The organism is Proteus hauseri, from assembly GCF_004116975.1.
GTDB lineage: Bacteria > Pseudomonadota > Gammaproteobacteria > Enterobacterales > Enterobacteriaceae > Proteus > Proteus hauseri.
The window spans coordinates 2,247,974-2,272,107 of sequence record NZ_CP026364.1 but is presented as its reverse complement, the minus strand read 5'-3'; the positions used below and the strand labels follow the sequence as shown (position 1 = coordinate 2,272,107).

Annotated in this window: 18 protein-coding genes; 9 read left to right on the top strand and 9 right to left on the bottom strand. The window is 38.2% G+C overall.

Annotated features, from left to right (window positions below; translation table 11 throughout):
- Positions 1-333 precede the first annotated feature (333 nt).
- The 6 genes from PH4a_RS10330 (at position 334) to ydhT (ending at position 6,371) form a co-directional block, all read left to right on the top strand.
- On the top strand, positions 334-963 hold the full coding sequence (locus PH4a_RS10330) for a ferredoxin-like protein (protein ID WP_064719006.1): 630 nt from the start codon (positions 334-336) through the stop codon (positions 961-963).
- Between the two features lie 55 nt (positions 964-1,018).
- Positions 1,019-3,121, top strand: a complete 2,103-nt coding sequence (locus PH4a_RS10325; RefSeq protein ID WP_129039586.1) for an aldehyde ferredoxin oxidoreductase — start codon at positions 1,019-1,021, stop codon at positions 3,119-3,121.
- A gap of 19 nt (positions 3,122-3,140) precedes the next feature.
- On the top strand, positions 3,141-3,854 hold the full coding sequence (locus PH4a_RS10320; protein ID WP_129039584.1) for a YdhW family putative oxidoreductase system protein: 714 nt from the start codon (positions 3,141-3,143) through the stop codon (positions 3,852-3,854).
- Between the two features lie 69 nt (positions 3,855-3,923).
- Positions 3,924-4,595 (top strand): 4Fe-4S dicluster domain-containing protein, encoded by a 672-nt coding sequence (locus PH4a_RS10315; RefSeq protein ID WP_129039582.1) that lies wholly within the window; start codon positions 3,924-3,926, stop codon positions 4,593-4,595.
- Entirely contained in the window at positions 4,592-5,389 is a 798-nt protein-coding gene (gene phsC / locus PH4a_RS10310; protein ID WP_129039580.1) for a thiosulfate reductase cytochrome B subunit, read from the top strand. The genes PH4a_RS10315 and phsC overlap by 4 nt, the downstream gene beginning before the upstream one ends.
- A 13-nt stretch (positions 5,390-5,402) precedes the next feature.
- Positions 5,403-6,371 carry a protein YdhT gene (gene ydhT, locus PH4a_RS10305; RefSeq protein WP_129039578.1) on the top strand — a complete coding sequence of 323 codons (969 nt, stop codon included), beginning with the start codon at positions 5,403-5,405 and terminating at the stop codon, positions 6,369-6,371.
- 87 nt (positions 6,372-6,458) lie between these two features.
- On the opposite strand, the gene brnQ is transcribed toward ydhT, so the two are convergent.
- The 3 genes from brnQ to phoB form a co-directional block, all read right to left on the bottom strand.
- Entirely contained in the window at positions 6,459-7,796 is a 1,338-nt protein-coding gene (brnQ, locus tag PH4a_RS10300; protein WP_129039576.1) for a branched-chain amino acid transport system II carrier protein, read from the bottom strand.
- Between the two features lie 502 nt (positions 7,797-8,298).
- Complete coding sequence (phoR, locus tag PH4a_RS10295) at positions 8,299-9,606, bottom strand: phosphate regulon sensor histidine kinase PhoR (protein ID WP_129039573.1); 1,308 nt, start codon at positions 9,604-9,606, stop codon at positions 8,299-8,301.
- Positions 9,607-9,629: 23 nt separating this feature from the next.
- Positions 9,630-10,319 carry a phosphate regulon transcriptional regulator PhoB gene (gene phoB / locus PH4a_RS10290; RefSeq protein ID WP_064718994.1) on the bottom strand — a complete coding sequence of 230 codons (690 nt, stop codon included), beginning with the start codon at positions 10,317-10,319 and terminating at the stop codon, positions 9,630-9,632.
- Positions 10,320-10,540: 221 nt separating this feature from the next.
- On the opposite strand from phoB, the gene sbcD reads away from it, so the two are divergent.
- The 3 genes from sbcD to PH4a_RS10275 all read left to right on the top strand — a co-directional run bounded on the left by sbcD (position 10,541) and on the right by PH4a_RS10275 (position 16,232).
- Positions 10,541-11,773, top strand: a complete 1,233-nt coding sequence (sbcD, locus tag PH4a_RS10285) for an exonuclease subunit SbcD (protein WP_129039571.1) — start codon at positions 10,541-10,543, stop codon at positions 11,771-11,773.
- Positions 11,773-15,474, top strand: a complete 3,702-nt coding sequence (locus PH4a_RS10280) for an AAA family ATPase (protein WP_129039569.1) — start codon at positions 11,773-11,775, stop codon at positions 15,472-15,474. Before sbcD ends, PH4a_RS10280 begins: the two co-directional genes overlap by 1 nt.
- A gap of 158 nt (positions 15,475-15,632) precedes the next feature.
- Positions 15,633-16,232: a nitroreductase family protein gene (locus PH4a_RS10275; protein ID WP_129039567.1), complete on the top strand. Its 600-nt coding sequence runs from the start codon at positions 15,633-15,635 to the stop codon at positions 16,230-16,232.
- A 126-nt stretch (positions 16,233-16,358) separates the two neighbouring features.
- Here PH4a_RS10275 and PH4a_RS10270 read toward each other — a convergent pair whose 3' ends face one another.
- From PH4a_RS10270 to PH4a_RS10245, 6 genes are all read right to left on the bottom strand, one after another.
- On the bottom strand, positions 16,359-16,766 hold the full coding sequence (locus PH4a_RS10270; protein WP_129039565.1) for a type II toxin-antitoxin system RelE/ParE family toxin: 408 nt from the start codon (positions 16,764-16,766) through the stop codon (positions 16,359-16,361).
- Positions 16,741-16,971, bottom strand: coding sequence for a TA system antitoxin ParD family protein (locus PH4a_RS10265; protein ID WP_129039563.1), 231 nt, complete (start codon positions 16,969-16,971; stop codon positions 16,741-16,743). The genes PH4a_RS10270 and PH4a_RS10265 overlap by 26 nt, the downstream gene beginning before the upstream one ends.
- Positions 16,972-17,350: 379 nt before the next feature.
- The gene (locus PH4a_RS10260) at positions 17,351-18,973 is read right to left on the bottom strand and encodes a bifunctional metallophosphatase/5'-nucleotidase (protein ID WP_064718989.1); all 1,623 of its coding nucleotides are present in this window, start codon (positions 18,971-18,973) and stop codon (positions 17,351-17,353) included.
- Positions 18,974-18,991: 18 nt separating this feature from the next.
- On the bottom strand, positions 18,992-19,768 hold the full coding sequence (locus PH4a_RS10255; protein WP_129039561.1) for a ribonuclease T2 family protein: 777 nt from the start codon (positions 19,766-19,768) through the stop codon (positions 18,992-18,994).
- Positions 19,769-19,852: 84 nt separating this feature from the next.
- Positions 19,853-21,808 (bottom strand): bifunctional 2',3'-cyclic-nucleotide 2'-phosphodiesterase/3'-nucleotidase, encoded by a 1,956-nt coding sequence (locus PH4a_RS10250; RefSeq protein ID WP_129039559.1) that lies wholly within the window; start codon positions 21,806-21,808, stop codon positions 19,853-19,855.
- 84 nt (positions 21,809-21,892) lie between these two features.
- Positions 21,893-23,086: a porin gene (locus tag PH4a_RS10245; protein WP_239994678.1), complete on the bottom strand. Its 1,194-nt coding sequence runs from the start codon at positions 23,084-23,086 to the stop codon at positions 21,893-21,895.
- Positions 23,087-24,134 lie beyond the last annotated feature (1,048 nt).

Sequence of the window (24,134 nt, the reverse complement as noted above, 5' to 3'; positions counted from 1 at the left end):
GATAAAAACAATAATCATTTAATTAAAATAATTTAATAACATTAATTATTTTTATTTCTATGATAACAATCACAGAATAAATTTTTTAATAACCACACTATCAGAAAGGATAATAAAAAATACGTAAAAAGTGGATATAACACATTGTAAATACAAATATTTAACATTTCATCACGGCGTATTTTTAATTATAAAAAAGTTGAAATCTATAATATATCTTCTATCTACATCGTTATTATATTTTTTATATAACGGTAAGGCAAGCGGATAAAAAAAGAATTTATCATCACAACTTATTTCTTAATAAAATTAGTTAAGCGGAGATAAATATTAATGTCTGATAAACATCATCGTCCGATATTAGATCTCGGACTATCAAGACTAGAGTTTCTGCGAATATCCGGTAAAGGGCTGGCAGGGATAACAATAGCACCCGCATTGCTTTCTCTTTTAGGCTGTAAGCAAGAAGAAATAGACAGCGGCATTATTCAACTCACTACAACGCCTAAAGGCGTATTAGTGACTAATAGAGCCCGTTGTACAGGTTGTCACCGTTGTGAAACTGCTTGTACAACATGGAATGATGGTAGTGTTGGTTCATTTTTTTCTCGAACAAAAATACATCGTCATTTCTATTTTGGTGATAAAGGCATTGGCTCAGGCGGTGGTCTTTATGGCGATTTAAACTTTACAACGGATACCTGTCGCCAATGTAAAGATCCTGAATGTATGAAAGTCTGCCCTGTAAAAGCTATCCGTTATCAAGAAGAGTTCGGTTGTATTGTCGTTGATACGCGCCGCTGCATTGGCTGCGCTGCATGTACCACAGCTTGTCCGTGGATGATGGCAACCGTTAATCCACAAACTAAAAAATCCGGCAAATGCAATTTATGTGGTGAATGTGCATCAGCGTGCCCAACAGGTGCACTGCATATTATTGAATGGAAAGAAATTACCGTTTGATAACAACAAAATGCAATCACTTCACTGAACCACATTTAGATTAGGAAGCAATATTATGATTAACGGCTGGACTGGAAATATTCTAAGAATTAACTTAACTACCGGTGCCATATCCCGCTCAAGCTCAAGCAAATATAAATCACTGATAGGTGGTATGGGATTTGGCTATAAAATCATGTACGAAGAAGTCGCTCCCGGTGTTAAACCTTTTGACGAAGAGAACAAAGTTGTCTTTGCAGTCGGTCCTTTAACTGGCTCTGGTGCACCTTGTAGTTCTCGCGTTAATATCACCTCACTTTCTACCTTTACGCGTGGCAACCTTGTTGTTGATGCCCATATGGGTGGTTTTTTTGCCGCATGGATGAAATTTGCGGGCTACGACGCGCTGATAATTGAAGGTAAATCTGATAAACCCGTTTGGATCCATATCGACGACGATGAAGTTTCTATCGAAGATGCGTCATTCTTATGGGGCAAAGGTGTTCGTCAAACCACAGAAGAACTTTGTGCACAAACAAGCCCAGAGGCTTGTGTTGCAGCAATAGGCCCTGCGGGTGAAAACTTAGTTCCGCTTTCAGGTATTATTAACAGCCGTAACCACAGTGGTGGCGCAGGTGTTGGCGCAATATTAGGTTCTAAACAATTAAAAGCGATAGTCGTTGAAGGAAGCCGTGGCGTTAACGTTGCAGATCGTAAAGCGTTAAAAGAGCTTAACGATTATATGATGACACAACTTATTGGCTCAAATAACAACCACGTTGTACCAAGCACACCACAATCATGGGCTGAATATTCTCATCCAGGTTCTCGCTGGACTGCACGCAAAGGACTTTTCTGGGGTGCGGCTGAAGGCGGACCTATCGAAACGGGTGAAATTCCTCCTGGTGATATCAATACCGTTGGTTTTAGAACCATGAAATCCACCTTTGACCTGGGCCCTGAAGCTGAAGAATACACGGTCAAAATGGGAGGTTGCCACTCTTGTCCTATTCGTTGTATGGCGCAGCTTAATGTTCCACAAGCGAAAAAATTTGGTGTACCGCAAACTGGGGGTAATACCTGCGTTGCAAACTTTGTTCACACGACTATTTTCCCTAATGGCCCCGCAGATGTAGAAAAAAAAGGGGATGGCAACGTTGTGGGTAATCTGGTTGGCCTGAATATTTTTGATGATATGGGCTTATGGTGTAACTACGGCCAGCTTCATCGTGACTTCACTTATTGCTATACCCACGGTGTATTTAAACGCGTCCTTTCTGAAGAAGAATACAACGATATACCTTGGGATAAGCTCGAAGCAGGCAACCCTGAATTTATTAAAGATTTCTACTATCGCTTAGCACATCGCAAAGGGGAATTTAGCCACTTAGCCGATGGTTCATATCTTATCGCACAGCGCTGGAATTTAGGTGATGAGTACTGGAGCAACAAGAAAAACAAACTTTGGTCACCAATGGGATTCCCTATTCACCACGCTAACGAAGCCTCTGCGCAAGTAGGTTCTATCGTTAACTGTATGTTTAATCGTGATGCGATGACACATACCCATATCAACTACATTGGTAGTGGATTACCGCTGAAATTACAAAAAGAGATTGCCGCAGAACTATTCGGTTCTGGTGATGCCTTTGACGAAACCAAAAACTATACCCCAATTAATAAAGCGAAAATTGCTTATACCAAATGGACACTATTACGTAGTTGCTTACACGATGCAGTCACACTATGTAACTGGGTATGGCCAATGACCGTATCACCACATAAAAGCCGTAATTATCGTGGTGATTTAGAAATGGAAGCCAAATTCTTTACTGCAATTACTGGCGAACCAACCACATCAAAAGATTTGGATTTAGCATCAGAACGTATTTTCACCTTACACCGTGCTTATACCGTTAAGCTGATGAATACCATGGATATGCGTAATGAGCATGACCAAATCTGTTCCTGGGTATTTGATAAAGATCCTGATATTCCTGTCTTTAATGAAGGCACAGACAAAATGGACAGAGAAGATATGCAACTCTCTCTCACCATGTTCTATGAAGAAATGGGCTGGGATCCACAATTAGGTTGTCCAACAAAAGCGACATTAGTTCGCCTTGGACTACAAGATGTTGCTGACGATTTAGCGTCTCGTGGTTTATTACCAAGTTAATAGGTAAAAGAAGGAGATCATGATGAGTAAACAGAGTGCATCGGCTTCTATACCACCAGATATCGCTGATGGTGATGTTTTAGTAGAACAACCAGATATTTCTCGTCGTCGTTGGCTACTGCCATTATCAGAACAAGGTGTTGGTTTATCATCCAATACCAGTGCTGAGATAAATGAAGAAACACCGACAGAAGTACCGAAATTATCTGCTGAACAACATTTAGCGAATGCTATACGTCAATGTTCAAAGGAAGGTGAACTTTTAGCCATTTCAACGCTTTTTGAAGCGCCCTATTCGCTATCTGTTGAAGATATAGCGCAATTAAAAATAGCGTTAAATGGAGATGAGTTTATCGATATCGCCCATTTAAGTCTCAATGAACAAGATTATTTCTACTCAACTGATTTTATGTCAGATAACTACGCACAGCTGCAATTGCTTAATCGCCACGCAGATATTTGCACCGCAATTGCAGGTGTTGTGCGCTTTGAGTGTGAAACTTACCCTCGTCCATTGAAACAGAGCATGTTGATGTCTGAGCCTTTTAAATATGCGGCTTCAGAGATTGAAGATGCACTGCTACTGATGAAAACCCATCCTGACTTTCAGGATATTCAGCAAATTTATGCCTCAAACGATGCACCTTATCTCTTTAGTAACAAGCTAATGAGTTATGGCAAAGCACGAGGCTTAACTGAATGGCTAGAGGTAGAACAATATGAAAATCCTTAATGTTGTTCCTACTTATAGCGCCAAAGTCCTGTGGGTATCACAACATCATCAGACAGAGGAGCAAAAATAATGCGTGTTTCTCGCCGTAAATTTGTAGCAGGTATGGGATCGGTCATTTTTTTCAGTGCGCCACTAGGAAGTGCGCTAGCCGCAACAGCAGAAAAAAAACCAATCCGCTATGCCATGATCCATGATGAAACGCTATGTAATGGCTGTAATATTTGCGCCACTGCATGTCGTAGACTAAATAAAGTCCCAACGGGAATGGCGCGTATGGATATCGCTCATATTCCATTGAGCCTAAAAGAAGATAATGACCAATATCACTTTTTTCGCCACTCTTGCCAACAATGTGAAGATGCACCTTGTATCACTGTTTGTCCTACTGGTGCTTCTTGGCGCGATGAAACAAATGGCATTGTACGCGTAGAAAAAGAAAAATGTATTGGCTGTAGCTACTGCATACCAGCATGTCCATATCAGGTCCGTTATCTTAATCCTGTCACTCATATCGCGGATAAATGTGATTTTTGCCTTGAATCGCGCTTACAAAAGGGATTTCCACCGATTTGTGTCAGTGCTTGTCCACAAAATGCGCTGTTATTTGGTAAAGAAGATAGCCCTCAAATTCAAGAGTGGCTCAAAACACATGATTACTATATCTATCAGTTAGATGGTGCAGGTAAACCACATCTCTATCGTCGTGTAGGTCCTCATGCACAAGAGGGGGGTAAAGTATGAGTGTCGTTAATATCATGCCAAATGCTGAGCAATTTCAAGCTAGCTTAAAAGAGTACGTCTTAATTTATACCCCTGACTATTTGCCGCTTTGGCTAATTGTTGCAGGCGTACTCTTTATCGGTATGCTTTTTGTGCTCGCGCTCCATGGTTTTTTACGCTATCGCTTTGCAACACCACAGGGTGAAGCTCATAAAGAAGAGCGGCTTTATCTTTACTCAAAAGCGGTTCGTTTATGGCACTGGAGTAATGCATCCTTATTTATTTTATTACTTATAAGTGGTGGCATTAATCACTTTGCCCTACTTTCGGCTCACGATACGGCATTACTCGTTAATGTACATGCTATTTGTGGTTATCTACTGTTAGTTTGTTGGTTAGCTTTTGTATTGATTAATCTTGTGGGTGGAAATGGTAAATTTTACCGCATTGACGGAAAAAACTGGATCCAACGTGCTTTGATGCAAACTCGTTTTTACCTCTATGGCATCATCAAAGGTGAAGACCACCCTTTTCCTGCAACAACTTGCGTAAAATTTAATCCATTACAACAAATGGCTTATTTAGGTGTGATGTACGGCTTAGTACCGCTGTTATTGATTACAGGTGTTTTATTACAGCAACCTGAATTAATCCCAGCTGATGCCATCATGTTTAAAGCGTGGTTATTAATAGCGCATCAAATCTTAGCGGTTTGTAGTGTCTTTTTTATCTGTGGTCATCTTTATTTATGTACAACAGGTAGAACACCATTTCAAACATTCCGCAGCATGGTTGACGGCTATCATCGACACTAATTAAGGAGCTTATATGTCTGTACCTTCAGAGGAAAATATTACATTAACTAAACAAAACTTGCGCCAATTACGAGTTTCTACATCGCTATATCGCTGGTTTCTAAAATATTTTCCTCATGGAGGAACTTACAGTGCTATCCACACTGAATTGATAAAACAACGTCGTACAGAATGGATAGAAAGCCTGATCCAATATATTTATCTACGCCATTTTAGCAGTAGTTCCTTTGCTCAGCAGGAACAAGAAGTGATGGAAAACATCTTGTCCCTGTTAGGCAACGAACAGCAACAAGGTATTACACTACAACGATTACCTTATCATGTGAATCTTCCATCTTCGGAGAATATTCAATTTTCTACTGAATGGCATCAATTGGTGTTAAAAAGTCAGCAAATCAGTACTAGTTTAGCGCTATGTGGCAGCAATAATATCGTGGCTTTTTCTGGTGATGAAAACAGCATTGCTAATACAGGCTATGGTAATCAGCTAATGAATACTGGCTTTGCCGGCAAAATAAGTAATACCGGAAATCAGTGCCGAATTGGTAGTTTAGGTGGCCGCTCTCGTCTTTGTAATAGTGGAAATGATGTCAAAATTTACGCTTCAGGTAACGGGGTTCATATCGCTAATAGCGGCATGCGCAATTTTATCACAGCGTCTCAATCTCGAGCCAAAGTCACTAATACGGGTGATTTAGCACAAATTAAACTACTGGGTGAAAATGCTATTGCAATCAATACCGGTGATAACTGCAAAATTACCGTTTCGGGTAACGATAGCATTTGTATTTCAACGGGAAGTATTCATCAATTTTGTCTAGGAAAAGGCGGCAGTGCCGTTATTGCTTATCACGATGGACAACGAACTCGCTTTAAAATCTTTTATGAAGGTGAAGATGGCATTATCGCAGGTATTCACTATTATTTAGATGAAAATCAACAAGCTATTTCAGATATAAAACAGGCCGCTACTTCGTTTTAAATCAGACTACAAGCAAATATCATTAGGACAAATCAAAAAGGGAAACTCACGTTTCCCTTTTTGCTATTCAATTAAATAAATTATCGCTTACTTAGTCACTTCAGTATGAATAACTTTTTTTCTATTAGAGCCTGCAACTCTGTCGTAAATACCACACACAACGATAGTGACTAGCACTGGGATTAACCACGCTAAACCTTGCTCACTTAATGGTAATTTTGCCGCCCATTCTGGTAATAAATGCTTTAAGTGATCGGATGCTTTCATTGCATCAAAGATACCAAAAAACAGACTTATAGCCATTGCGGGTGCAATAATACGGCTTGAGTTATTCCATAAACGTAATGTGAAACTCATTAAGATAATCACAATACAAGGTGGATAAATCATGATCAGCACTGGAATTGAAAACTCAATTAACTTACTTAAACCTAAGTTTGATACCACCGCAGAGAATACCGCTAGCACTAATACCAATGTACGGTAAGAAATAGGTAAGTAACGGCTAAAAAATTCGGCACAAGCACAGGTTAAACCAACCGCAGTAACCATACAGGCTAAGAAAATCAGCAACGCTAAGAAAAAGCTACCGAAGTTACCAAAAGTATACTGGACATAGGCATGAAGAATATCAGCACCATCTTGCGCGCCAGGGATAATGCTGCCACTTGCAGAGCCGAGTTTAAATAAACTCAAATAAATCCCTGTTAATAACACACCAGCAATAATACCAGCCCACATTGTATAACGCGTCAGTAGCGATGAATTATCTATGCCACGAGAACGCGCAGCATTAACAATAACAATACCAAATACCATAGCACCCAGCGTATCCATAGTGAGATAGCCATTAATAAAACCTTGGGTAAATGCCATTTCTTGATAGGCTTGTGTGGCAGGAATTGGCGCACCCGCTGGCCAAAATATTGCGGCTAAACCTAATGCTGCAAGCGCTAAAATTTTAATCGGTGCGAGAATATGACCAACACTATCAAGCAATTTTCCCGGATAAAGCGAAATACCGATAACAATTAAAAAGTAGACAACGCTATAAATCAGCAATGCTATTTCAGTATCACCGACTAAAGGGGCAATACCAACTTTAAAGGAAACTGTTGCGGTACGAGGTGTTGCAAAAAGGGGACCTACTGCTAAGTAAGCAACTATCGCCAATAGAAGCCCCATAGGCTTACCGATAGGCGTGCTAAGTGCTTCAATTCCGCCACCCACTTTTGCGAGTGCAACAACGGTTAATACAGGAAGGCCTACTCCTGTTATCAGAAAACCAAGTGCAGCAGTCCAAACAAATTCACCTGACTGCAAACCTACCATAGGAGGAAAAATGATATTTCCAGCACCAACAAACAGTGCAAATGTCATAAATCCTAATGCCAGAATATCTCTGGAAGTTAATCGATGCGCCATAAGTTTTGTTAATATATCGTTACAAGATTAGTCAAAATACATTAACAGCCAATTAGTTAATGCAACATAAAATCAACAATATCTATTTGAGCAAATACCATTGCTATTCAGGATAATATCCATAAATAATCATTTAATGCAGAGTAATTACGCTTTAAATAGAAAAAATCGCCGATAACAGGGTACAAGTAAAACTTTTATAATGAAAAAAGGCAATAGCCAATCAAAAAACCAGAATAATCATCCAAACTCTATTTCATAGATAGTTATTACTATCATATATCATCGAATATCCCCGATATGATTTGCGTATTTTTTCATCATTTATGCAAAATAAAATTTTCAATTAAAGTTCTTATTAATTAAAAATATTAAAATTTAACGCTACTATATTAAAATTTATTGATATTAAAACCCGCTATTATGAACAGAAAAAAGCCTTTAAAACTTACGATATAAAGTAAGTGATAAAGGCTTTTTAGATACAAATTTGTATTCAGTGCTATTTGAGTTCAATGCTATTTTTAGCAGACAACAATGTTTGAGGTAAAATAAATGAGAAGGTACTTCCTCGGCCTACTTTACTCTCAATATTAAGTTGTGAATGATGATGCTGGAGCGATTTTTTAACTATTGCCAAACCTAATCCTGTTCCACCTGTATGACGAGAACGCGCTTTATCAACACGATAAAAACGTTCTGTTAAGCGTGTTAAATGCTCCGCACTAATCCCTTGTCCATTGTCTGACACACTAAATAACATACCCTGTGGAATTTTCTTCCACTCGACATTAATTGTTGTGCCCTCGGGGGTATGATTGATAGCGTTATAAACTAAGTTAGAAACCGCGCTGCGTAATTGTTCCTCGTTTCCTCGAACTGCCCAATGATTATCAATATTAAAGATAATATTATGCTGCCCTTGGCTTAGTGAGTTTGCTTCTTGCTGTACTACAGACAAAATCGCCGGAATATCAACAACGGTATTTAAATCAATATGCGGGGCTGATTCAATGCGTGAAAGCTGTAAAAGCTGCTGAACCAAAAGATCCATACGCTTAGCTTGCTCTTGCATCGTCGAAATAGCTTTATGCTCTCTAGGATTTTCTACCGCCCCCTCTTCCATTACTTCAAGATAACCTTGAATAACGGTTAAAGGTGTTCGTAATTCATGACTCACATTAGCGAAAAAATCACGACGAGCATTTTCTAACTTGTTCTTTTCAGTAACGTCTCGAGCAACCATTAAGCGTTGATCTTCACTGTATGGCATGATCCTAAATTCAACAATAGAGCCATTATTAAGCGAGAGGGTTAAGGGACGGCTAAAATCAGCGACCGTAAAATAGTGCAAGAAATCAGGATAACGCAGTAAGTTAAAAATATTTTGCCCATTATCTTCAGGCCAACGAAATCCTAAAAGATGTTGCGCTAAGCTATTACACCAGAAAATATTACCTTCATTCGTCATCATCACAACCGCATCAGGCAAGCTTTCTGCGCCACTACGAAAACGCTTAATTAACTCACCTAACTCGCGACGACGCTTACGGTTACGCTGTTGTGTTTGTCGAATACCATAAAAAATAGGTTCCCAACCTCCTTTGCCTTCTGGAGGTAATACTGACCTATCTAGCCATAACCATTTAGATAATTTCAACAAATTATAAGCATGCCACACAAGTGCGCCAAGTAGCGATGCCACCAGCAACCAAGGAAGATGACCAATAAAAAGTGACAATATAAAGGCAGGTAAACAAAATAGACACAGCCCCCATACGAGGGCTTTCCACGATAATCGTTCTAACACCTGACAGTTACTCCCTTATTGACTCAGAAACGGGCAGAGAAGCGATATCCCGTTCCACGTACCGTTTGTATCATTCTGTCATGCCCATCTTGTTCTATCGCTTTACGTAATCGACGGATATGAACATCAACGGTTCGGTCTTCCACATAAACATTCGTTCCCCAAACATAGTTTAGTAGTTGTTCTCTACTGTACACACGTTCAGGATGCGTCATAAAAAAGTGCAGGAGTTTAAATTCTGTTGGCCCCATATCTATCGGCTTATCTTGGCTTGTAACTCGGTGTGACACCGGGTCAAGGTTTAATCCATTAAATTCAATAAGATCTTCAGCTGACATTGGTGATAAGCGTCGTAAAATAGCTTTGACTCGTGCGACTAACTCTTTAGGTGAAAAAGGTTTAATAACATAATCATCAGCACCCGTTTCGAGTCCTTTGACTTTGTCTTCTTCTTCACCTTTTGCCGTTAACATAATTATAGGGATATCACGGGTAGTACTTTCCCGCTTCATTTGCTTTATTATCTGTAATCCTGATCCACCCGGGATCATCCAATCTAATAAAACCAGATCAGGGTAAGGATCGATAAGAAAACTCAATGCAGAATCATAATCTTCTGCTTCAATGGGTTGAAATCCATTTTGCTCAAGCACAAAACAGATCATCTCTCGAATTGCGGTTTCATCTTCAACAACAAGAATACGCCTTGCCATACTCTATCCTGTGTTATGTATATAGAGGGTCGTAATGATTATGAGGCACTTTTATGACAGATTTATGACTAACCATGACATTACTGGAATACGAGGGTGTTGTTAAGGTAAATAATACAAAATAAGGTGAAAAATCACGCAAAAAAAGCATCTAACAACGTATTTTCACTAAAAAAGCGAGGTGCGCTATACTCCTTGCTAGATTAAAAAGAGGAATAGCAATGCGGATTATTCACACATCAGACTGGCATTTAGGGCAATATTTTTTTACCAAAAGCCGAGCGCAAGAACATCAACAATTTCTTGATTGGTTACTAAAACAAATACGTGATTACCAGGTTGATGCACTTATTGTTGCTGGTGATATTTTTGATACGGGTTCTCCCCCTAGTTATGCCCGTGAGCTTTATAATCGCTTTGTTGTTGCAATGAAAGACACCCAGTGTCAGCTTATTATTTTAGCTGGAAATCATGATTCTGTTGCAACATTAAATGAATCGAAATCATTGTTAGCCTGTTTAAATACTACAGTGATTGCCAATGTGCATTTTGATGAACCTCAACCCCCTGTTATCCTTAATCAAAAAAACAACACACCCGGAGCGCTGCTTTGTGCCATTCCTTATCTGCGTCCTAGAGATATGATAACTAGCCAAAGTGGACAATCAGGCGCACAAAAACAAAATGCATTAAAAGATGCAATAGCGGCTTATTACCACAACCAATATCAAGATGCACTAGCCTTGCGTAATCAATTAGATGTAGCTATTCCAATTATCGCAACAGGTCATCTTACAACGGTTGGTGCCAGTGTTAGTGATTCGACCCGTGAGATTTACATTGGCACTTTAGATGCATTTTCAGCCACGTTATTCCCTAAATTTGATTACATTGCACTCGGACATATCCATCGCCCACAAATAGTGAATAAATCAGAACATATTCGTTATAGCGGTGCTCCTATTCCACTGAGCTTTGATGAAAGTGGGCAACAAAAAAGCATCTGTCTTATCGATTTTGAGCAAGACCAACTATCTCAACTTACGCTATTACCTATTCCTGAATTTCAACTTTTGCGTACCATAAAAGGCTCACTAAAAGAGATTGAAACGCAGTTAGAAAAACTCAGTGACCAGCATCAAGGACAAGACATCACTATTTGGCTTGATATTGAAGTAGCAACACAAGATTACCTCAGTGATATACAAAGCCGAATTCAAGCGCTGACTGATAATCCACTTTTTGATGTGATTCGATTAAGAAGAGCGAAACAACAGCGCAATGCACTGACTCAAGATGAAAAAGAGACACTATCAGAACTCTCGGTGTATGACGTTTTTGACCGACGTTTAGCGCAATATGAAATTAATGATCCACAAAAAAAACAACAACTAAAAACGCTATTTAAGCAAGCCGTTGAGATGGCAGAACAAGAGGATAATAAAGAAGCATAATGAAAATCTTAAGTCTGCGTTTTAAAAATATTAACTCCCTAAAAGGCGAGTGGAAAATCGATTTTTGCCAAGAACCTTTTGTCAGTAATGGATTATTTGCGATAACTGGCCCTACTGGTGCTGGTAAAACAACGCTGTTAGATGCGATTAGTTTAGCGCTTTATCACCGAACACCTCGTTTAGATAAAGTCACACAATCACAAAATGAATTAATGACACGCCATACTGCGCAATGTTTAGCAGAAGTTGAGTTTGAAGTAAAAGGTGTGCCATATCGTGCATTTTGGGAACAACGCCGCGCGAATTATAAAGAAGATGGCAACCTTCAAGCCCCCCAAGCAGAATTGGTAAAAATCAATACAACAGGTGGTGATGATAAAATATTGGCAACAAAAATTAGCCAAGTAAAAGAGATGATCATTAGTATCACAGGGCTTGATTTTGAACGTTTTACTAAATCGATGTTGCTTTCACAAGGGCAATTTGCTGCTTTTCTCAATGCAGATGATAAATCTCGAGCTGAATTATTAGAAGAACTCACCGGAACCGATATTTATCGTCATATTTCACGCACTATTTTTGATAATTGGCGAGAAGAAGAAAAAACATTAAACGCCTTAAAACAACAAGCTCAAATGATGGCGTTATTAGATGAAACTGCTCGTCAAGCGCTATTAACTCAACAAACAGAGATCCATACTCAAGAGACTCAATTACAAAAAGAGCAATTGGAATATCAAACCACTAAACAATGGCAAGAAAAAGAAGCCGATTTAAAACAACAACAAAATGCGGCGCTCATTGGTGTAAATGCAGCACAAGAAGCTCTAGTGGCAGCACAGCCCGATATTCAACGCCTTGAAAATAGCGAACCTGCCGAAAAAATCCGACCTCTTTTTGATGAGAAAAACCGACTTTTACAAGAGCAAAGCTATATTGAAAAACAACTATTAACAATCAATAGTGAAAAACAGCTACTTGAACAACAAAGTCAGCCTATTAATGAAAAACTGGTTATATCTCGCGATAAACAGAAAAAGCACCAGGAGCAAAAACAACAAACACTGCAATTAATTCGAGAAAAAATCACGCCACTAGATAGTCAGTTAGCCCTATTACATCAAGAAATTACTGCCAAAACGCATCAAAAAAATAACGTCGAAAAAATATGTTCAGATTCGCAAGAACAGATTACTCAAATACAACAACAGTGGACATCATCCCAAGCAAACCTAGACCAATTAAATGACTATTTAATAAAACATGCATCCCATGCTCAATTAACAGAAAACCTACCTTTATGGCAACGTTATTTTGAACAATATGATGAAGTTACAGCGCAATATCAAACAAGCCTGTTAAGTGAAAAAAAAGAGCAAGAAAAAGAACAAGTACTGGCAATCTCACTAAAAAAAGCCATTAACGAATTAGATGAGCAACAAATACACCTTCATTTACAGCAGCAACGATGGCAAACACATCAAGCTCAGCTTGATAAACAATTTAAAACGGATGCAATTTCGGATATTCCACCCCGCATACAACAAATAAATCAGCAACGAAATGCGCTGGCCAAATTGACCGGGCTACAAACTCAACTACAACGTAATACAAAAATAGCGCAGCAATATCATCAAACATTTGCAGATAATCAGCAGAAAATAACTACGCTAGCAGAAACAATCCGCACTAATGAAACGGTTTTAAAAGAGAAAGAGCAGCACTTTAATGATTTAAGTGATAAATATCGGCTTGAACAAAAAATTGCTGAATATGAAAAAGATAGAAAACATTTAATCAAAGATAAACCATGCCCGCTTTGTGGTTCACTGCAACATCCTTATATTGAGCAATATACAGAAATTAAGCCCGATGAAACGCAACAACGGCTGGAGCAATTAAAGCAACTTATACATAATTTAACCGTAGAGCTTGTTGAGCAAAAAACGCAATCGACCGGCTATCAAACACAAAATAAAAAACTAACAGAAGAGATAAACCAACTCACTCAAGAAACTGAAGTATTAGAAAAACAATGGCATAAATTAGTAAAAATATATTCATTATCTGTTGCTGATTATGCTGAAAACACCTTGCTTGAATTAGACCAAAAACTAGATCAAGAAGAAAAAGAACTCGAAGAAAAACAAAAAAATTATAAAGCATTAGAAATACAAACAACCCAAGAAATGACTTTATTATCAAATGCAAAAGAACTGTTCAATCAGCAACAGCAATCCGTTATTCGTCAACAAAGTGACTTAGAACATCTGCAAAAAAACATTGCTTATCAACATCAGCAAACGACTCAATTACTGCAACAACAAGAACAATTAGCCAAAGATATTCATAATCGAGTTAAACAACAAGGCTATGATTTGTGTCAGTTTGCAGAAAAAACACAGTGGTTAGCTGAACGTAAAGCAGAAAATCAGCAATATCAATCTACGTTAAAAACGCAGCAAGAATTACAGCAAACACTACGCGAGTTGCAGCTCTCACTGAAAGAAAAACAACGTTATCGGGTTGAAGCTCAAAAAGAGCGTGACACTCTTTTAGCTGATTTACAGCAACAGATTAATCAGCAAAAGAAAATTCAAACTCAGCGCCAAACTTTATTTGGTACTCAAGTCATCGAAGATGTTAGAAATGAGCTAGATAAGCAGAGTTATTTATTACAACAAGAGATTGAACAATATAGTAATGAAAAAAATCAGCTAGAAATTCGTCTCAGCCAACTGAATGGACAATATCAAGAAAATAATAAATCGCTTCAACGTGTTAAAAAACAGCTGCAACAAGCAACAGAACAATATCAACAAGCCTTGGCTGATAGCCTGTTTGCAAATGAAAGCGAGTTTCTTAGTGCGCTGTTATCACCCGAAGAAAGAATGCAATTACAGCGACAGCAAAAACAGCATTTAGATAAGCTATTACAAGAAAAAACACGTTTAGAAACACAAGAAAAAGCATATCAACATCATTTATTGCAACAGCCATTATTATCAACTCAGTTAAGTTTTGAGCAGATAACCGCACATTTAGTATCACTAGATACCCAAGGAAAGGCGTTACAAGAGACAAAATTTCGTATTCAAGAACAACTTCGTCATGATGAAGAAAAACGCCAAGAACAACAAAGCTTGCTAACAAAAATCGTACAACAACAGTCTCATTTTGATGACTGGAGCTACCTTAACGATTTAGTCGGTTCTGCAAATGGAGATAAATTCAGTCGTTTTGCACAAGGTTTAACCTTAGATCACCTCATTTATTTGGCTAATCGCCGTTTAGAAAAGCTTCATGGGCGCTATTTTTTACAACGTAAAACTCCAGCGAGCCTCGAATTACAAATTGCTGATACTTGGCAGGCAGATGCATTACGCGATACTCGTACCCTTTCTGGCGGTGAAAGCTTTTTGGTGAGTTTATCTCTTGCATTAGCGCTTTCTGATTTAGTCAGCAATAAAACACAAATTGAATCACTCTTCTTAGATGAAGGTTTTGGCACATTGGATCCAGATACTCTGGATATCGCATTAGATGCACTCGATAGTCTTAATGCATCAGGTAAGATTATTGGCGTGATTAGCCATGTTGAAGCAATGAAAGAACGTATTCCAGTACAAATAAAAGTGAAGAAAGCGGGCGGTTTAGGGATAAGTCAGCTCTCACCTGAATTTAAATATGCAGGTAAATAATAGATAAATCATAAGGTTAAAAACTAGGTCGAATATTTTGACCTAACTGATTAAATTTTTTATCTATCAATAAATCACAGATAGCACCTATAGTAGGTTTATAGATTAGCTCAACAGGCTATACGCATTAAGCGCTTAATATTATCAAGGAGACAACGATGTCTAATAAATTTACTGATTTAATGAAACAACGTAGAACAATTTATCATTTAGGTAATCAGCTTCCTATCGACGAAGAAAAAGTTATTGCAACTATCAAAGAAGCCGTTAAAGAAAGCCCTTCTGCATTTAACTCACAAACTTCTCGCGTTGTTGTTCTGTTTGGTGAACAGCATCACGCACTGTGGAACATTGTTAAAAACACCTTGAAAAAGTTAATCCCAGCAGACGCTTTTAGCGCAACAGAAGCTAAAATTGACAGCTTTGCAGCAGGCGCTGGTTCGATTCTTTATTTTGAAGATACTGATATTGTTAAAGGTCTTCAAGAGCAGTTCCCACTGTATGCAGAAAACTTCCCTGTATGGTCAGAACAAGCAAGTGGTATGGCTCAGCTTTCTGTTTGGACTGCATTAGCAGCAGAAAAAGTTGGTGCGTCATTACAACACTACAACCCAATTATTGATGATGAAGTTCATGCAACTTGGGATCTGCCAAAAACGTGGAAACTAAGAGCTCAAATGGTTTTCGGTTCTATTGAACAAGAAGCTGGCGAGAAAAACTACATCGAAGATGATGCTCGTTTTAAAGTATTTAAATAAAACATCTTACTAAATTACCCTACAGCATTACCCTCTTTACTTTCATTCCTTTGCCCACAGCCACTGTGGGCTTTTTTTTATTACATGCCCACAAAAAAAGAGTGGCGACCTTATGCCACCACGCTTTTATGATTTAATCAGTTTCAGATCGGTCTTTCGCTGTTTTTTCTGAGCGTCATAGAAATTTTCATAAGACCCTATATGTAGTAGATGTAGTAGATGTAGTAGATGTAGTAGATGTAGTAGATGTAGTAGATGTAGTAGATGTAGTAGATGTAGTAGATGTAGTAGATACAGTTCAACTTTGTTGGCTATCCATGAATAACCTAGTAGTACAGTCAACTCATTAAGCCTAAATTTGTGCACACTGAGATAAGCAAGACAACCTTTTTTCTGCTCACCAATCAATAGATTATCGATTATTTGACCAATTTCATCTTCAATGATTTTTACATCTGAACCAGGCAACTTTTTCATTACCTTTTCAAATTGAGCAGACTGATAAACATCAATCTCTTTTGGTGGTTCGAACATATCGAGAAACCTTTTTGTTTTCGACTTCCACCTGTGCCAGTAACAATTCTTCGATAAAGCGATATGGCAGCTCAGGGTTATCTTCAGCTATACACCCGATTTTAGCCCAGTGTTCAATTTGTTTAGGAGCACTTCTGCTTTTCGCTTCCGCATGCATTTTAGCATCAGACACAAAGTCTTCATCTAATCTTACAGAAATAGCTATTGTTTACACTCCTAATACCTATCGGGTGCTTTAACTTGATAGAATTAATTCTATCCGTTTTTATGTTAATAATTTATAAGAACTTAATTCTATAAATTTTTATATTGATAACTCACGATAAAAAAATGAAATCTTTTGTCGCTAAATGCAGCATTACATTACACACTATTTATTGTAAAGACTGCAAATTTAGTTCTCATATCTTGATACTCGCTAAGATACACATGTTCCATAATAGAAACATAAAAAAAGAGCAAAGTGCGCAATGAATACAAAGGTAGGGATGGACCCTTTGTGTTCAACACTTTGCTCTCTTTATTTAGTTACGCACCTCTTACAAAAATAGAGGTGCGATTTTCACAAGGCGTATGAAAATACCTTATTTGCGTGTGATGTTATTTGCTTTTGGTTGAGCAATTGGAGACTGTTCTGCAAAGTATTTCACTACTGCATCAACGTCTGGCACGCTATAAACTGGATCTTTACCTTCTTTTAATACTGAGAAGTTACTACCACCTGTTGCTAAGTATTCATTAGCCACCACACGGTAGTTCGCTTTCATATCGACAGGTTTGCCATCAATACGCATTGATTCAGCAATAACACGGTTACCTACTGGTGCTTTGCTGTCCCATGTATATTGGAAGTTGCCTGAAATAGCTAACACTTGCGGGCGTGAACGATCCCATTGTTGCTCTAGCAGACGTTTAATTTGTTCACCGGTTAAGGTTTGAGTTAACAGTACGTTAGAGAATGGCTGTACAGTGTAGATTGCGTTATAAGAAACGTCTCCACCCGTCATGTCGGCACGAATACCACCGCCATTCATCAGACCAATTTGTGCACCACCCATCTCTTTTGGTTTTGCAGTATACAGATGTGCATCAGCGATAACTTGACCTAAACCTGACTCACCTGCATCGTTAGTTTGCTTAGTTAAGTTACCTTCTAACTTACCAATAATGCGGTTAGCTAATGGAGTAGCGATTTTTTCGTAAGCTTCTAACAGTTTGGTAATTGCTGGATCTTTTTCATATTTGCGGTTATCAACCCAAATATTACGTGCTTCAACATCAACAACGTCTTTTGTTGTTTTGTCTAATTTCAGGTCTATACGCGTTAACATTGCACCGTTTGATTGTGCCGATGTTACTGATCTACCATTGATAGTACAGTTGTAAGCTTGATGAGTATGACCCGTTACAACAAAATCAATTGCTGGATCTAATTGTTCAACAACACCTAATACTTTACCGGTAATACCATTACATGCGTTGATATTAACTGGGCCACCATCTCGACGCTGTGCAGCACCTTCGTGGATTAACACACCTATCGCTTGAACACCTTGTGCTTTTAGCTGGGGAACTAAGGCGTTAATTGTTTTTGCTTCGTTGTGGAAGCTTAAACCTTCAGTCCCTTTTGGTGTTACGATAGCCGCAGTACCTTCTAAAGTGACACCAATGAACGCAACAGGGATACCGTTAAATTCTTTGATAACATATTCAGGAAGTAGCGTTTTGCCTGTTTCATTAACAGTAACGTTAGCCGCTAAATATTGGAAGTCAGCACCTTTAAATTCTGTTGGCCCTTGGCAACCTGTTACTGGATGACAACCACCGTTTTGCTTACGCAATAATTCGCCCATGCCTTTATCAAATTCGTGGTTACCAACCGAAGTGGCTTCCAGTCCTGCTAATGATAATGCTTCAATTGAAGGCTCATCATGGAACATAGAAGATAACAGTGGGCTTGCACCAACCATATCACCCGCTGCAACAACGATGTTGTTAGGGTTATCTTTCTTCATTTCTTTGATTAATGTTGCCATGTGCTCAATGCCACCAGGTTTGTTTGGACCTGGCGCTTTAAGCGCACCGTGGAAGTCATTCATTGCAATAACACGAACGTCAACAACATTAGCTTCGTCGTAATTCTTTGCGCAACCTGCTAATAAGACTGAGCTTACAGCAAGTGCAACGAGTTTATATTTATGGTTCATTTAAGTTTATCCCTAAGATCAAAATTCACGTTTCGGACAATCAATTACTTCGAAATCTTTGCTATAACAGATATAGAATTCATCTCGATTAATTTGGATTTCCTTATCCCTCAATGATGGGTTGTGTTCTTTTAAGAACTTAATCAACTCACTATTCGAAGGACGGCCTTCTGGTAGTACTAACGCATCAAATAACGCTTGTTGCTGACCAAAGAATGCATCAGGAGTATCAAATGCACAGACACCGTGTTTTTCCCACTCGCCTTGTAACAGATCAATACCCGGAGATGAGCACAGGTAAGGTTTGATCGCTGAATATTCTAATGGTGCTAAATCGCCTTTACATAAACGAGGATGCTTGCGTATATCTTTCCAATCGCGACATTCATCCCATGATTTACCATCACAGGTTTCAGCCCACAGCCCATGAACAATCCAGCCAAATTTGTTATCAGAGAAACACTGGATTTCAAATTTATCAAACTCACGTTTTGCACGATCTTTTTCATTGTCGTTATTTAAACGTTTAATATTATTACTTTTATAGTCACAAAAAGCAGGTGAGTAGTTAATCGCCAGCTTGAAATAATCTGTTGATGCAGTGCTGTTTTGACCATAACGATCATTCGCAGCAATGTAGTCATAAGGTGCAGTAGGAGCATCAGGTAAAACGCAAGAAACACCTTCAACTAACTTAGCTTGGGGTTTTAGTGGTTCTGTTATTTCAGGTGTTTGCGTTACACAACCAGCAAGAATTAAAGCAAATACCGCGGGTAGTAACTTCATAAAGCGCATAAGATCCCCTTAAAGAGTATTTAAGCCACTCTTTTGGTTCAAAATGTTAGGAAAACCTGCCCGAATGGGCAGGTATTTATCGGCTTATTTTTTTTCAGTCAAATCGATTTTGTAAATTGCAAAACCAATTTCGTCATTTCCAACGAAAGTCATTGGATACTGAGCAAAATCTTTAATAAATGCAGCCGCTTTTTCACTTGGAGAAGTTTCAAAACGAATATCTAGCGCTTTATCAGTCTTAATAGGTAAGAAAGACCAGTTGTTAGCCGCTTTAGTGACAACTTCGCCTTTCTCTTTAGTTTCTTTCGCAATATAAGAAGCTAAAATAGCGCGGTTTTCATCTGGAGATGCAAATGCGATGTTGCTTTCACCTGTTCCTGCAAATTTACCGCCGTATCCACGGTAGTTATTTGTCGCAACTAAGAATGTTGCTTTAGGATCAATCGGCTTGCCTTCATAAGTGACGTCTTTAATACGATTTGCATCTTTATTAATGACTTGGCAATCAACGTCGTATTTAGCTGGTTGAGTTACGTCAACTTTATAATTCACACCACTGATGGTATCGAAGTTATAAGTACGGAAACCATCCCAGTTAATCAGTTCTTGTGGTTTAGTTGAATTAACATCAACTTGGTTCCACATACCCGCTGAACATTCTAACCACTCAATAACATCAGCACCGGTCGCTTTAACAACAACTAATGTATTTGGATACAGATACAGGTCGGCAGCATTACGGAATGTCAGGTCACCTTTTTCAACTTCGACGAAGTCTGCTGGTGCGTTTTTACGACCACCTGCTTTAAATGGTGCCGCTGCGCCTAATACTGGCAGCCCATCTAAGTTAGGATCGCCTTGAATAAAGTGTTTGGTGTAATCAACTTGAGCGTCGTTAACGATTTGTACTGTAGGATCGCTTTGCACTAATGCAAGGAAGCTGTACATGTTAGCAGATGCTTTACCAATGTGTTTACCCACGAAATCGCGAGTACCTTGGTGTGCTTTTTCAATGATTTGAGCCAATTGTGCATCACGTTCAACTAATGCTTTTTTGTTCGCTTTATCAAAGATTGGACGAGCTTCACCTGTTGCTTGTGTCATCACCCATTTACCGCTGTCGTTATTGATAACCATATCAACGACACCTAAGTGATCACCCCATTGACCAGGCATAACAGCTGGAATGCCGTTTACAGTACCTTTAGCAACATCAACGCCTTTAATACCTTCAAACTCTTTGCTTGGGAATACGCCATGCGCATGACCAAACATAATTGCGTTAATACCTTCAACTTCACTCAGATAATACACTGAGTTTTCAGCCATTGCTTTGTACGGTTCAGAAGCAAAACCAGAATGAGGAATAGCCACAATCAGGTCCGCACCCTCTTTTTTCATTTGAGGAACGAATTTTCTCGCTGTTTCTGTAATGTCATTAACAACGACCTTACCATCCAGATTGGCTTTATCCCAGATCAAGATCTGTGGTGGTACAAAGCCGATATAACCAATCTTGATAGTGTGTTCTTTGCCATCACGATCTTTTACTGGTGTATCTACAATGATATAAGGTGTGAAATAGTTTTCGCCTGTTTTTGCATCAAGAATGTTGGCATTGATGTAAGGGAACTTCGCACCAGCGATAGCTTTTTTCAGATAATCAAGACCATAGTTAAATTCATGATTACCAAAGTTACCTACTGTATAACCCATTGTGTTCATCAGCTGATGCGCAGGATGGGATTCCCCTTTTTCGATACCTTTAGCTGCTTGATAGTCAGCCAGCGGGCTGCCTTGGATCAAGTCACCGTTATCAACTAAAACCGCATTGGTTACTTCAGCTTTTGCTGCTTTGATTAAATTAGCAGTACGGACATAACCAAACTGTTCAGTTGGTTTATCTTTGAAGTAGTCAAAATCGATTAAGTTACTATGAACATCAGAAGTCTCCATAATACGGAGATCAACTGTTGCAGCATTCACGTTGAATGCAACAAACATTGCTAATGTTGAAATCTTCAACACATTCTTAACCATTACACACCCCTTATATATTGGTTAACAGGAGAGCGATATCGCTCTCCTTTCATTACTTCTGTCAAACCTTAATTCTTGGCAAGACTAGAAGTACAGACGCATACCGGTTTCGAAGATATATTGTTTTTTATCTTCATATTTCGGGTTTTCGCTACGAGCATCGTCGTATGCCATTTCAGCAAATAAACGTAAGTTGTTGTATTTAGATACCGCAAAACGTTTATCTACACCCACAGTATAGGTTTCTTTTTTGTAGTTGAAAGTGTTCGCATCACCATCACGCAGGTAGTAACCCGCATACATGCCACTTTCGATACGATCCCAGTGCCATTTCACACCAACACCATACAGATCAGCTTTCCAATCGCCTTTAACTGAGTTCCAACCACGTGGAGCTTGGTTTGAATACAGCGCTAAACCTGGATTTTTACCACGAGATTGACCATAGTCTAAACCGATAGAGAATTCACGACCTGGGAAGAAGTATTCCGCACCAAATGCTAAAATACTGTTCTCTGGAACTTTGTCTTTATTTGGACCAGTAACGTTTGCTTCACCTTTAGCTGCTGAGTAACCCGCATCAAACTCTAAACCGAAGGTTGATTTATAGAAACCAACTAATGAATATGCACGAGTGATATCACCGGCTACACGACGTCCATCTTCACCTGTTTTACCCGTCACAGTACCCGCTAATTTAAAGCCTTCATAACGGTTAGTTTCGATGAAAATAGTTTGTGGTAAACGAGTCATGAAGTTGTTTTTACCAACACCATTAGTATTTACATATTTACCATTAACCGTAGTTTCACCACCAGAATAACCCACTGAACGGCCTAGAACATCACTAAAGTAGAATACACCCGTGTTACCATAGCCGTAGCTTGATTTTTTAACCCAGTCGATAGGAATATAAGTACGACCAAATTGGATTTGACCATAATCACGGTGAGAGAAACCGACATAACCAACACGGTTGTACATTTCAAAGTTTGATTTAGGGTTATCACTATTTGTTTTTTGAGTGTCTGAACCCCACTCTAATTTACCAAATACTTTGATATCGTTAGTCAGTTCATGTGAACCGAAGAAACCGATACGGCTACCATCATCAGTCATTTTCATTTCATGATTTTGGCTAGTTACTTGTGTTTTTAAACGGAACTGACCATTTACATCGAAACGTGTCCCTTTATCGTTATACACGTTTACTGCGTTTGCTGATCCAGAAAGGATCAGTAAACCAACCAATGCTGCTAAAGGCTTCAAGCTTTTCATGATTAAAATACCCATCTATTTTCTATAGTTTTATGATTTTCTTTAAGGTTAAAAAGAATACCGCCGTAATTTAATTAACCTGTAATTCAGACAAAAAGATCCCTGCCACGAATTTCGAAAAAGAAAATCGCTCTCACAATCGATAATTTTTATGACTACTAATTATTACTCTACTTTTACTCTACTTATTACTCTATAAAACTTCTTAAGGGTTTTAATTTCTGGACACAGACGTAATCACCATTAAGACGTAAAAATAACGTCCTCATCTATATTTAAATAAAGGCATTACTTTTATTTCTATCTGGAAATGAATTACATCATTGATGTTTTCGCTGGCATGTTACTCAAAAAAAAGCCTAACTTTCGTGATGCAGCCCACAATTACACCAACATACATTTTCATGGTTACATACCTAAGTGATAGGTATCACATTAAAGAGTAAAGATACGTGTTTTTTGAACTTAATCAACTTTTTCAAAATTATTATTTTTACTTTTTCTTTTATATTTCATTCCGTTATAGCATTATTTTTTTTGACAATAAAAAATTTATCTCCTCCTTTAATATATTTAAAAGGAAGTATTAATTTTAACCACTAAATAAATAACACTAAAGGTTTAAATATTATTATTCTGAATTAATAATTTTATATTTTTATATTTATTTCTTATTTAAATAAAAACAAAGTCGAATTTAAATACAATTTCACTGGTGGTAACGAATAACAACTGCTCATTAAAAGAATAAACAACCAAAAATATTAATAAAGAAAGCACAATAGCGAGATTCAATTACAATATCTAATCAATACGTAGAGGTATTAAAAAAAACCAAAGAAACATTACAAAATCTAAACAATAACCATATGTAATATAAAAAGGCCATTTGTGCGATTTTCACTATATTTAGAAAATAAATATTCAAGTTTGTGATCGCCATCACTATAAATCCAATGAAAAATCACCTGTTATATTTTCCTAATTTTGTGATATCAATCACACACAATCGTCAAGAAGATTTTTGTTTTGTAAATTACTACAGGGA